This window comes from Flavobacterium facile (assembly GCF_036321945.1).
Lineage (GTDB): Bacteria > Bacteroidota > Bacteroidia > Flavobacteriales > Flavobacteriaceae > Flavobacterium > Flavobacterium facile.
This window is the reverse complement of record NZ_JAZAYT010000022.1, coordinates 1-12,751: the sequence shown is the minus strand read 5'-3', so window position 1 is coordinate 12,751 and position 12,751 is coordinate 1. Positions and strand designations below refer to the sequence as shown.

15 protein-coding genes are annotated in these 12,751 nt (G+C 31.8%); 8 read left to right on the top strand and 7 right to left on the bottom strand.

The window, feature by feature from the left end:
• Nucleotides 1-112: 112 nt before the first annotated feature.
• Nucleotides 113-1,447: a LamG-like jellyroll fold domain-containing protein gene (locus UEQ13_RS00760; RefSeq protein WP_329804447.1), complete on the top strand. Its 1,335-nt coding sequence runs from the start codon at nt 113-115 to the stop codon at nt 1,445-1,447.
• A 53-nt stretch (nt 1,448-1,500) separates the two neighbouring features.
• On the opposite strand, the gene UEQ13_RS00755 is transcribed toward UEQ13_RS00760, so the two are convergent.
• The 7 genes from UEQ13_RS00755 to UEQ13_RS00725 form a co-directional block, all read right to left on the bottom strand.
• On the bottom strand, nt 1,501-2,268 hold the full coding sequence (locus UEQ13_RS00755; protein WP_329804446.1) for an ABC transporter ATP-binding protein: 768 nt from the start codon (nt 2,266-2,268) through the stop codon (nt 1,501-1,503).
• Nucleotides 2,268-3,014: an MlaE family ABC transporter permease gene (locus UEQ13_RS00750; RefSeq protein WP_166130561.1), complete on the bottom strand. Its 747-nt coding sequence runs from the start codon at nt 3,012-3,014 to the stop codon at nt 2,268-2,270. Before UEQ13_RS00750 ends, UEQ13_RS00755 begins: the two co-directional genes overlap by 1 nt.
• 108 nt (nt 3,015-3,122) lie before the next feature.
• Entirely contained in the window at nt 3,123-3,974 is an 852-nt protein-coding gene (locus UEQ13_RS00745) for a glycosyltransferase (protein ID WP_329804445.1), read from the bottom strand.
• 11 nt (nt 3,975-3,985) lie between these two features.
• Nucleotides 3,986-4,516, bottom strand: coding sequence for a class I SAM-dependent methyltransferase (locus UEQ13_RS00740; RefSeq protein ID WP_329804444.1), 531 nt, complete (start codon nt 4,514-4,516; stop codon nt 3,986-3,988).
• Between the two features lie 139 nt (nt 4,517-4,655).
• Entirely contained in the window at nt 4,656-5,714 is a 1,059-nt protein-coding gene (locus UEQ13_RS00735; protein WP_329804443.1) for a 3-oxoacyl-ACP synthase III family protein, read from the bottom strand.
• 119 nt (nt 5,715-5,833) lie between these two features.
• Nucleotides 5,834-6,205: a group III truncated hemoglobin gene (locus tag UEQ13_RS00730; RefSeq protein ID WP_329804442.1), complete on the bottom strand. Its 372-nt coding sequence runs from the start codon at nt 6,203-6,205 to the stop codon at nt 5,834-5,836.
• 700 nt (nt 6,206-6,905) lie between these two features.
• Nucleotides 6,906-7,589 carry a helix-turn-helix domain-containing protein gene (locus UEQ13_RS00725; protein ID WP_329804441.1) on the bottom strand — a complete coding sequence of 228 codons (684 nt, stop codon included), beginning with the start codon at nt 7,587-7,589 and terminating at the stop codon, nt 6,906-6,908.
• Nucleotides 7,590-7,689: 100 nt separating this feature from the next.
• Between UEQ13_RS00725 and UEQ13_RS00720 the strand changes: the two genes are divergently transcribed.
• The 7 genes from UEQ13_RS00720 to UEQ13_RS00690 form a co-directional block, all read left to right on the top strand.
• Nucleotides 7,690-7,890: a hypothetical protein gene (locus tag UEQ13_RS00720; protein WP_329804440.1), complete on the top strand. Its 201-nt coding sequence runs from the start codon at nt 7,690-7,692 to the stop codon at nt 7,888-7,890.
• A 129-nt stretch (nt 7,891-8,019) separates the two neighbouring features.
• On the top strand, nt 8,020-8,325 hold the full coding sequence (locus tag UEQ13_RS00715) for a hypothetical protein (protein WP_329804439.1): 306 nt from the start codon (nt 8,020-8,022) through the stop codon (nt 8,323-8,325).
• A 135-nt stretch (nt 8,326-8,460) separates the two neighbouring features.
• Nucleotides 8,461-10,497, top strand: coding sequence for a hypothetical protein (locus UEQ13_RS00710; protein ID WP_329804438.1), 2,037 nt, complete (start codon nt 8,461-8,463; stop codon nt 10,495-10,497).
• A 10-nt stretch (nt 10,498-10,507) separates the two neighbouring features.
• Entirely contained in the window at nt 10,508-11,392 is an 885-nt protein-coding gene (locus UEQ13_RS00705) for an ATP-binding protein (protein WP_329804437.1), read from the top strand.
• Complete coding sequence (locus UEQ13_RS00700; RefSeq protein ID WP_329804436.1) at nt 11,393-12,019, top strand: hypothetical protein; 627 nt, start codon at nt 11,393-11,395, stop codon at nt 12,017-12,019.
• An 11-nt stretch (nt 12,020-12,030) separates the two neighbouring features.
• The gene (locus UEQ13_RS00695) at nt 12,031-12,399 is read left to right on the top strand and encodes a hypothetical protein (protein ID WP_329804435.1); all 369 of its coding nucleotides are present in this window, start codon (nt 12,031-12,033) and stop codon (nt 12,397-12,399) included.
• A gap of 146 nt (nt 12,400-12,545) precedes the next feature.
• A partial coding sequence (locus UEQ13_RS00690; RefSeq protein ID WP_329804434.1) for a hypothetical protein occupies nt 12,546-12,751 on the top strand: 206 nt, incomplete at its 3' end.

The following is a 12,751-nucleotide window of genomic DNA, read 5'->3' as shown; positions in this document are numbered from 1 at the left end:
GTTTCATTTTGTTTTATAGTTTCGTAAACGGAAAACCTTGTTTGGTAAACTTGTCTTCAATTTAATATGGTTCACTTATTAGTTTTGTCTCAAACTTTAAAATCTAAAAATTATGAAAACAAGATTACTATTATTTTTAATGGCATTTTCATTTGCCAATGCACAAATTAATGTGTCACAAGGATTTGAATCAGGAACAATTCCATCTGGTTGGGCAAATAATAATTTTTCTTTTACCAATACGACTTCTTGTTCTGGTGTTTATTCTGCTTCATTCACTACTTCTGGACTTGGTTCAGGTGCAGAAATTTCTACTCCCACATATACATCTACTGGAGCTTCCATTACTGTTTCTGCAGATTATAAAAAAAGTTCTGGCTCTGGTGGAGGTATTTTTTATCTTCAATATTATAATTTCACAACTAGTAGTTGGACGACAATAACAACAACAACTTCTTTTTCAAGCACTTGTCAAACACTTTCTGCAACAATTCCAGCAGGAACAATTCCAACTGGAGCCAATGTAGCTTTTAAATTTTATCTGTATTGTACTAGTGGGAATTTTACTTTTAATGTTGATAATACAAAAGTGTTTGAAAATATTCCTCAAACTATTGCAGAATATACTTTTAATAATACGTACACTAATATTAATGGGAATGCAGCATTTTCTTCAAATGCAGGAACTTCATTTGTAACGGACAGACATGGAAATTCTAATGGAGCTATTAATATTAATAATTCTGGATCTAATGCTACTATTGCTGGGTTATCATATGGTGCTGGTGCTAGAACAATTTCTGTTTGGGCAAAAACTAATGTTTTAAATAGTGTTATTAATTATGTATTCCACTATGGAAACACTGCAAATGGAAATGGATTAGCGTTTAGACCCACATCAATTCTTTATTTTGAAAATGGAGGTGCAAATCTTGAACTTTCAAACACAAATGCAAACAATACTTGGGTGCATTATGTATGTACTTATGACGGAACTACGGCTAAAGTATACAAGGATGGCGCTTTGTTTAGCTCAGGACCTAAGACCTTTAATACGGTAAATAATTCTGATATATTTAAGCTTGGTATTGCAGAAACTGGAGCGGTAACTTATTTTAACGGAGCTATTGATGATTTAAAAATTTACAACTACGTATTGAATACTACAGAAATTTCAAATTTGCATACGAATAATATGCTTACTTCTGAAAACTTCAATGCAAACAATTTAGAAGTTGGTTTGTATCCAAATCCTGTAAATGATGTTTTAAATATTGATACGAAAGAGGAGATTTTATTAGTAGAAGTATTTACTTTACAAGGTCAGAAAGTGATGACGTCAAAACAAAATAAAATCAATGTTGCTGAATTGCCTGCGGGAATTTATTTGGTAAGAATTGAAGATGTAAATAATAATATTGCTACAAAGAAAATTATTAAAAATTAGGTTGGTTTAATTAGTTTGAATAAAAAAAGGGTTGACATTTGTCAACCCTTTTTTTATATATCATCTTCCAAATACATTTTTCGTACACGTTTGAATAATTCACTTGAATAAACAAAGTCTGTAACGGCTGCATTATCTGTTTTGAAAATTTCTTTATTGGTACCTTCCCATTCTAATAAACCGTTTTTTAAGAAAACAATTTTCTCACCAATTTCCATTACTGAGTTCATATCATGGGTGTTAATCACTGTTGTGATATTGTATTCTTTAGTAATTTCTTGAATTAAGTTGTCAATAACAATTGCTGTTTTTGGATCTAATCCAGAATTCGGTTCATCGCAAAATAAATATTTAGGATTATTTACAATGGCTCTAGCAATCGCCACACGTTTTTGCATTCCGCCAGAAATTTCAGAGGGTTTTTTGTGATTAGCGTTAATTAAATTCACTCTATCAATCACAAAATTCACTCGTTCCTTAACTTCTGCAGGCGTTTTATTCGTAAACATTTTTAATGGAAAACCGATGTTTTCTTCCACAGTCATACTATCAAACAAAGCACTTCCTTGAAAAACCATACCAATTTCGGTACGAATATCGCGTTTTTCATCTTTGTTCATTTCTTCATAAATTCTACCGTCAAAAGAAATATGACCGCTATCTACTTGATGAACACCTAATAATGATTTTAAAAAAACCGTTTTTCCAGAACCACTTTGTCCAATTACTAAACTGGTTTTTCCAGCTTCAAAACTAGTAGAAATACCTTTTAAAACCATTTGGTCTCCAAAGCTTTTTTTAATGTCGTGTACTTCAATCATTAGCTTAAAAGTAATTGGGTTAAAATATAATTCATTAAAATAATTACAACAGATGTCCAAACGAATGCAACTGTACTAGCTTTACCTACTTCTAAGGCACCACCTTTCATGTAAAAGCCATGAAAAGAAGGGATTGTAGCTAAAATAAAAGCAAATACTAATGTTTTAATAAAAGCATATGCGATATGAAAAGGGATAAATTCGTTTTGCAAACCTGTAATAAATTCTTGACTTGTAGTGAATCCACCATATACACCGGCTAAATAACCACCAAAAATTCCTAAAAACATAGCAATTCCAATCACAAACGGATAAAGCGTAGCGGCAATCATTTTAGGAAAAACTAAGTAATTTAAGGCATTTACACCCATAACTTCTAACGCTTCAATTTGTTCGGTAACACGCATAGAACCAATACTAGAAGTAATAAAAGAACCCATTTTTCCTGCCATAATGATAGAAATAAAAGTAGGTGCGAATTCTAAAACAATAGATTGACGTGTAGCAAAACCAATTAAATATTTTGGAATCAAAGGATTCGTTAAATTCAAAGCGGTTTGAATGGCTACAACTCCACCAACGAAAAACGAAATGAAGCACACAATTCCAAGCGAATCAATAATTAAATCGTCAATTTCTTTTAAGATAAGTTGTTTCATCACGCTCCATTTTACAGGACGATTGAAAACGTCTTTCAGCATAATGAAATAGCGACCAATTTGCGATAAATATCTAATCAACATCATAGTTTAAAAATATCTGCTAAAATAGTAAATTAATGTGTCAATTACCGATGTGCCAATTTGAAAATTGCATAATATTTTTAATTGACGAATTGGCTAATTTTTAATTGGCTAATTGAACAACTTCGCTTTCATTTTTTTCCAACGGTAGTTTCGTATCCATTTGGCTTGTTCGGAAGTTACAAATAATTGTTTTCCTGAAGTTTTGGCTTTCCAAAAACCCATAATGTAATCGATGAACAATAAAGGTTTTCCTTTTCTGCTCGCTAATTTTAAAGAAGCAATTGCGGTAATGAAAATTCCGTAACCTAAACTATAAAAAGCTTCACCTTGTTTGTAACGCGCCGCTTTGTTATAACTGGCACCTGTTGGTTTTAAGTGTTTTACATGTAAACTTTCATCAGTAACGACTTTCCAATTATAGAATTTACAAAGTAATTCGTCTACAGTATCCCAACCCATTGCAGGTTTTAAGCCACCAATTTGTTTGTATGTTTCTTTTCTGTAGGCTTTTAAAGCGCCACGAATATGGTCTTTGTCGGTTAAGTTTTCTAGAACCCAATCGCCATTTTTCTCAATGTAACAAAAGCCACCAGCCATTCCAATTTTAGAATCAGATTGGAAATGTTTAATGATAGTTTCGAAATAATTGTTTGGAAAAATTAAATCGGCGTCGACTTTTACGATGATATCGTAATTGTCATCAATATGTTTTTCGCCTTCATGAAACGCTTGAATTACTTTGCTTCCTGGAAGATGAATCGCATCCGATTTTTTATTGACTAAAGTAATAAACGGAAATTTTTCAGAAAAAGAAGTAACAATTTCTGCCGTACTATCTGTAGAACTATCATTCACCACAACAATTTTTGATGGCAAAACAGTTTGCTCCACCAAAGATTGTAAAGTCAAAGCCATAAAAGCTTCTTCGTTATAAGCAGGAATGATAATGTAGTATTTCATCTGATTAGTCACTATTTATTAGTCGCTCTTTCAGCATATACTAAATAATATCTTGGTGTAAACCATCTCAATAACGGACGGAAACCAATTTTTTTAACAGGATGTGTGAATTTCACACTGTCAATAATTTTAAAGCCAGTTTTTTCTAATAACCAATCCAACTGCCAATCTTCAAATTCGTGATAATGTCTGTCCCATTTATCGGTTTTACTTCTGTAAGCCGATGAAAACCATAAACGTAAAGGAATAGAAATTAAAACTTTATCACATTTTACGTTTTCTAAAACAGTATATGGATTTAATAAATGTTCGAAAATTTCAAAACCTGTAAAAACATCATAATTTTCTTCGCGTAAAGCGTTCTGATTCGCATCTAAATCTTCCCCTTTCGTATTGATAACTTTATAGTCATTTTCTACCATAATTTTCGAAAACGGATTCGGAACACCTAAGTCGAAAATTGTTTCAGAAGTTGATATGTGTTTTTTTAAAAAATCTAAAGTAATGTTGAAGCGCTTGCTAGGATATGTTTTTTCGTACATTTTAATTTTGTTTTATTCCGCTGCGTTCCATACAATTCGGTTTGCCTCGGGTCAAGTTTAATGTTTCAAGTTTAAAACAAGGGTGTAAAAATAGTAAATAAACCTGAAACTTTGAACCTGAAACTTTAAACAAAAATAATTATACTTTATAAACAAAAGCATTAATATTCATTCCTGCTCCAACCGAAGCGAAAATTATAACATCGCCTTTATGAAGTTCTTGATTTTCAATTTTTCCATTCACTATTAAATCATATAAAGTGGGCACAGTTGCTACACTTGAATTACCTAATTTATGAATACTCATTGGCATTACTCCTTTTGGTGGGGCTTGATTATATAGTTTGAAGAAACGATGAATAATAGCTTCATCCATTTTTTCATTCGCTTGATGAATCAATACTTTTTTAACATCTGTAATTTGATAACCACTTTTTTCTAAACACAATTTCATCGCGTTTGGAACATTGTTTAGGGCGAATTCGTAGATTTTTCGACCATGCATTTTGATGTATCGTACATCTTCATCTAAATTTTTATTAAATGAATTTCCGAAATATAAATAATCTGCTTCATCTGTTGCGTATGTTGCAGAAGCATGACTAATTATTCCGCCTTCTTCTTCCGTAGCTTCAATAACCGTTGCGCCAGCTCCGTCCGAATAAATCATAGAATCTCTATCGTGAATGTCAACGACTCTAGATAATGTTTCGGCACCAATGACTAAACATTTTTTTGCCATTCCAGCTTTGATGTAAGCTTGTGCTTGTATCACGCCCTCAATCCAACCTGGACAACCGAAAAGCATGTCGTAAGCTACACAATATGGATTTTTTATACGTAATTTTTGTTTCACACGAGAAGCCAAAGTAGGTACGGCATCTGCTTGAATTGCACCGTGTTTTACATTTCCGAAATTATGTGCAAAAATGATATAATCTAAAGTTTCAGGATCAATTTTAGCAGCTTCAATAGCACGTTGAGCGGCGATTAAGGCAATGTCGGATGTTATTAAATCATTACTAACATACCTGCGTTCTTGAATTCCGGTAATTTCTAAAAATTTCTCTGCAACTACTTCATTTGAATAAGGAAAATCGGAACCATCCTCATTTAAAAAAGAATGCTTTGCGAAATCTAAATTCGTAACTTTTTCTGTAGGTATGTAGCTTCCTGAGCCAGTAATTTTAATATTCATTTCGGCAAATTTTAGTCTAAATTACTAAATTGAGAGTCATAATGGGCTTAACAATTCGTAAATTAAGTAATTATTACGAAATTGTTAAAATAATTCATTTTTTTTATTGATTTCAGAATTTAAGCAAACTTTATTTTCATTACAGTTGCCATATTCAGTGCCATAGTTTTCATTTGGTCGGCTTTGTTACCTTCGAAACTTTCTGTAATGGAAGTATAAAAATGATCTAACCAAATTTCAAAATGTTCGTGGGTGAAAGGATGTTTGTCGTGAATGTCTTTATGGATTTGGAACATATTATTACTGTATCCGCCTTTTAAAAACAAACCTTGTTCCCAAAAGGTTGCTAAAGTTTCAAAGTGTTCTTCTAAATGTTGATCAACATGAGTGGCTTTTGTGAAAAAGAAATTGATAGATTGGTCTTTTAATAATCTATCGTAAAAGTTTCTTATGATTAGGATAATATCTTCACGGGTTTCTATGTCTGTCATTGTACTGAATTTTTCGAAATTCAAATTTACGATAATAGTTCTTGAAGAAATTGATATTTATCATATTTCAAAAAAAAATCCCAAAAACCGAATTGGAATTTGGGATTTTAAAGTTAGTATAAAATAATTTATCTAAATATTTTTGTTTCTATTATAGCCCTTAAAACAGAATGTAATAAACCAATACAATAAAAAAAGGTTGAAAAAACCAATAAAAACAAGGCTTTAGAACGAAAAAGGTTTGAAAACCTAATAAATTGAAATGTACATTTTACTACCATTAACTACTATTTAATTACCATTTAAAACATCATTAATTACCATTTTAAGCAACTAACTACTATTAAACAATACAAATACTTGATTTAGTACCATTTACAACACATAAAGCCATATTTTAAACTAACAAACCACCCTAAAAAGTGGTTTTTTTTATGCCTTTTTACTAACCATACAAAAAACTAAAAAAACATACTTTTTATAGTTGGGTTGACAGTTGGGTTGACAGTTGGGTTGACATAAGTATGTTTTGAAACATTCAACTCAAAGCAAATAAATGTAAAAAAAACAATGTTTTTACTTAAAATTAGCAAACTCACGGCACTTAATAACATTTACATTAATTAATTATTTTACATAAACACTTAAAAATCAATAAGTTATTAGGTTGTTTTGTAAAAACAAAAATTAAAAAGATGCTTTATATACCTAAAAGTTGCACTTTACCAGTACTTTCTTCTTTATTTACAGAACCTAATACACGAGACAACTGCCTAATATTTTTTTTGTTTATTTTTATTGGTTGATGTATAAGTACGCCATCTGGGTATGTTTCAGTATTAGTACTGTAACACATTATATAATTGTCATCATAGTTGGAAATTTTTTTTGTAATTCTCATTTCGTTGGTTTCAACTACATAATTTCTACCCCAAATAATCTCGTTTTTATCAATTAGTTCTCTAATAACTAATGTACAGCCACTTTCATATTCCGTCATACTGTCTCCATAATGTCTAATAGCTGCCGTTGCTCCATTAAACCAATCACCAGCATCAATTTGAATAGAACTACTATAAACTGGCTCTGTTCCTGCAATTTGTTGAGTGCCGCCTATTGTATGAACATCTTCATATAAAGGAATCATGTTTTTTTGATGAATAAACTCGGTTTTTTCACTTTTCAACATTGATCCTTTGCCAGTTAGTAACCATTCTGGATTGATTTGAGTACATTTTGTATATATCAACTCAACATCATAGGTGTTTCTAATCTTCCATTTTGAAACTAATTGACTACTTACACCTAAAAATCCCGCAAATTCCGCGTCAGTTTTGAACTTATAATGTTTTTTTATCTCGTTTAAAATCAATGATTTATCCATAATATTTAAAATAATATATACAAAATGTACTTTTTATTTGTTTATGTGTACAAAATGTACATATATTTGCATTGTACACAATATGTAAACAATCAAAACAATGAGCAAAGATAGAAAAACAAAACCGTATGCTATATATAACAAAAGCATAATTAAAAGGTTAATTGAAAAACACGGCTTCACACCTCACTTTATTTATGCTTCACTTCGTGGAGACAGAACCAGCGAAAGTTCTACAAAAATTTGTGAAGATTATAAGTTAATGGAAACTGAAATGAACAAAGTATTAAAATCAATTTAAAACAAAAGCTATGATTTTTAAAACCATCCATCACATCAATCGTGATTGTACTCACGAAGTTATCGAAAAACTAATAGTTGTTTTTGGCTATGTACTAAAAAGAAGTTTAACTACTAAATTATTATAATTATGAAAAAGCAAACTTACTCACACTTGATTCAACCGTATAATTCGGTAACAATAACTGAAAATAGTGGGTCAAAGATTGGCACAACAGTGAAAAGTTTATTGCCCTTTGCTGACCAATCGACACATTTGTTACCACACGCACCGAAAATGGTTGTAAGGGAGTTTCATCTTGTATTACAAGAGGATAATAAGATATACTGCAAGGAGTTTTTTGAAAACATCCCTTCAACGCCTCAAGGGCAAATAAACACGACTCAATTTGTTGCTGAAATTGCTCAAAAGAAATATCAACACTTTGGGCTGTAATATCAACTACAAAAACATGCATAGGTACCATAATCACTATTATTTTTAAGGTTAGAGTTACAAATATAGTGAAAAATCCCGCTACGGCTTTGCGTGGTTTCGACACCACGGCGGGAGCAAAATAAAATATTAATTATGCCATATTTATTTTCAAATAATAAAGTTGCCGTAGAGTTAGACGAATTGGTTCCAAGATTTTGGAATTGCATAAAAACTGTACAACAAGAACTACATCGCTACAAAGACAAACCATTCGGAATTAAACGTTTGCAATTAGGTGGCAATGGACGTAAAATGTTAATCGATTTCGATACGCTTCACGCTAATGTACAGGAAGCATTAGGCGACCCAAGAAAAACTAACAATCCGTTAGAAGATTTCTTTGTATTTGATGCTGATGCGGTAAGATATTATAACAAATTTAAACGTAACGGAACTACAATTGATACTGATGAGCAAGAGCGTTATGTAATTAACGCATCAGTTATGCAAGCAGTTATCCAATTAGAAGTAGCCAGAACTCAAGAGCGTATAAAAATGAGAATGTCGCTAAAAGGTATTACAGAAAGTTTACGTTTAGATGTAATTCATTTTCAAAACTCATTAAAAGTGTTACACAATGTAGAACATACATTACCAACTTCACAACGATTTAAAGACTGTTTAAAAGCCTTTAAAACAGAGGATAAATATTACACATTAATCAAGGACCCAGAAGGAACTGGTAAACAAAATGCTCGTAAAGTTGATGATCGTACAGAAATGTTATTGAATGCTTTATTTAAAAACCAAAAACATAAACCAACACCCACGGAAGTATCTCGTAATTACGATGCTTTTTTAAATGACTATGCGGAAGTTTATAATGAAGATACTGGCGAACTATACAACCCTAAAGAGTTTAAATCGCTTTCAAAAGCATCGGTTATTAACTATATAAACAAGTGGGAAAACAAATTAGCCACTCACAAAGCTCGTAGTGGAGACAGACAGGTGTATATGGGTAATTTCAAACCACATCATCAAATGGATTTACCAACATTAGCAGGTTCTATAATTTCTATTGATGACAGACAGCCACCATTTGTGTACAACACAAAAAACGACAGAGTTTGGTTTTATTTAGGTGTTGATATTGCAAGTCAAGCAGTAACTACTGTAGTATTTGGCAAAACTAAAGAAGGTATTATTGTTGATTTCTACCGCCAAATGGTACGTAATTATACTGAATTAGGTTTTTGCTTACCGTATGAATTGGAATGTGAAAGTTCGCTAAATAGTAGTTTTAAAGACACGCTACTTCGTCCGGGCATTATGTTTCAAGAAGTAAAAATTGAAGCCAACAACGCAAGGGGTAAATATATTGAGCGTATCAATGAAAAGTTTCGTTACGAAATTGAAAAAAGCGCAGCAGGTTGGTTGGCACGGCCTACCGCAAAATCGGAAGCTAACCAATTGAGTGCAGCAAAAAAACAAATCATTCCTTATGAAATTTTAGTAAATGAAAGGTTATTAGAAATTGAGAAATTCAACAATATGCCTCACCCAATTAAAAAAGACATGAGTCGTTGGGATTATTTCGAGAAAAATCAAAACCCAAATTTAAAACCTACCAATTGGGAAGCAATTTTACCTGTTATAGGTTACAAAACCCCAACATCTTGTAATGCTGGATATATTAAACTACAAGGACTTAAACGTGCTATTGCACAAGATGGACAAATACTAACAGGTGAAAGTTTAATACATCAAATGCAACAAATTGAAGGTAAAGAATTTGATGTGTATTGGATTGACGGAAACGATAGCCAAGTATTGAAGGCTTTTGTTTTTATGAAAAATAGAATTATCTGCGAAGTAATGGAAATGCCACGTTACAACCGTGCAAAAGCAGAACAAACGGACAAATGTAGAGAAGCTATCAAACTGCAAAGCGCATATGTTGCTTCAGTAGATGCCTTTGAAAAACGCCAACGAAACAAAATTGAAAACATTCAAATTATTGATAATACACCTAAAACAATTTCGACAAGTTTCAGAATGCCAAACTTAAAACGCTATGAAGCACCGGAACATGAAACTCATGTTTTCGAAGATGAAGAAACTGACGAATTGGTTTACATACCAAATCAAAATAATGCCACTGGCTGGAAAAAACAATTTGCAATCTAAAAATAACAATATGAACTTAACTAACGAATTCAAACAAAAAGTAAGAATAGCAATATTAGAAAAACGCGAAAACTATGGCGGTTCAGATGCTGAATTTTCTAAAAGTTTAGGTATTAATAATGCAGTTTATAGCCGATTAAAATCAGGTGAAACTGAAAAAATAATGTCCGACACTGTTTGGATCACTTTAGGTAGAGAATTACAAGTAAAATTATTCGAAGACAACTGGAAAGTAGCACGTACATCAGTTTATGCAGAAATTGAAGACAATTTGAATTTTTGTAAAGAATATAGTCGTTCAATGGTTTTAGTTGACGATTGCGGAATTGGTAAAACATTTTGTACTAAGCACATCATAAAAAATATGCGTAATACTTTTTATATCGATTGTTCTCAAGCCAAATCAAAACAATTATTTATCCGGTTACTGGCTAAAACTATCGGAATTGACAACCAAGGAAAGTATTATGACGTGTTGGCCAACTTAAAATACTACTTAACAACTTTGGCAACTGAAAAACCTTTGATTGTTTTAGATGAAGCGGGAGACTTAGAATACACTGCGTTTTTAGAGCTAAAAGGAATTTGGAACAACACTGATGGTATGTGCGGGTGGTATATGATGGGTGCCGATGGTTTACGTGATAAAATAGACAGAGGTATCAAAAATAAAAAAGTTGGTTTTGCCGAAATATTTAGTCGTTTTTCAGATGAATTTATAAAATTAGTTCCAAACGGAAAAGCAGACCGCCAAGCTTTTTATGCCAACCTAATTGGTGATGTAGCATCAGCAAATTTAACAGATAAAAGCAAAGTAAAACCATTAATAAACAAATGCATTAGCAAAGAAACCACGCTTCGTTATTTAGAAACATTAATCAAAATTGGTGCATAAATGGCAAGAGCAATATCAACAAAAACCTTGCTCGGAAAAGTATATGATATTTTCAATTTTGATGGAATTTGGTTTAAAGTATTTGGTAAAATTTCTAAAGGTGGGATTTGGATCATTTACGGAGACGAGAAAAACGGAAAAACAACTGTCGCCTTAAAATTGGCAGAATATTTAAGCAGTTTCGAAAACGTTTGGTACATATCAGCTGAGGAAGGTACGGGATTTGAATTTCAACAAACCGCAAAAAGGTTAAATATTGATCCTAATAATCCAAAAATAAAGTGGCAAGATTATATAGAAGTAACCGAAGTAATTGAAAAGTTAAAAAAACGACAAGCCTCTAAAATAGTATTTATTGACAATGCAACGGTGTATGTAGATGATTTGAAAAATGGAGTTTTAAGAAAACTATTAAAAGATTTTCCAAATACAACATTCATCTTATTGGCACACATGGAAAAAAAGGAACCTTTTACAGCTACTGCAAAATTGGCTAAAAAGTTAGCTAAAATAATTATTAGAGTAGAAGGATTAACCGCTTTTGTTTCTGGTAGATGTCCGGGTGGTTCTATAATAATAGATGATAAAAAAGCCATGTTAATACATGGTAGTGAAATTAACAACTAAAACCAAATATCATGAATAAAACAACAACTAAAAATCAAGTTATCGATTATTTACAATGGTCGAGCGAAGAGTACGAAGAAAGATTGTTTTTAAGCATTTTAAAATGGTGCCAACATTACGGAGCCTATCCAAGCATCATACAGCAATTGTTGGCTAATGCACAAATAAACAAATGGTTCTTGAATGAGTATAATAAAGCGGAACTACAATTTTTAAAAATAACAGAAGTTGTTCCTAACAATACCGAAGTTTTACGAGGACATTACAAGGCCTGCACAGCACAAGTAATGGCAATTTATCCAGCGCCGTTAATAAACAGCATTAAACGAAATAGAGAGTTTTCTAACGCCATACTAGATACTGTATATTATGCTAACTAACGAGAAACACAGGGCTATAATTTTTGAAATTGAGGCCCAGATTTTACAAATCAACATCAAGTTACCTAAAATAGTTGATGTTTCAGAATACGTGAAATTACTAAGCGAAAAACGACAATTACAGGAACTTTTAAACCAGCAACTCAATGCACAATGAAAACCATTTAGAAGCAATACACAAGCGTTTGGAAACACTGCTTTTAGTTCTGCAGTATGATAGTCAAAAAACAAATTATTTCAGCCCTTTGGAGCGAATGCAAATTAACCAGGAGCGAGCTTCAAAATTTGATTACATCAATTATTTATTTAAAAAAATAGAGCATTCAGAAGTTAGAATTTTTAGTGTATCAGA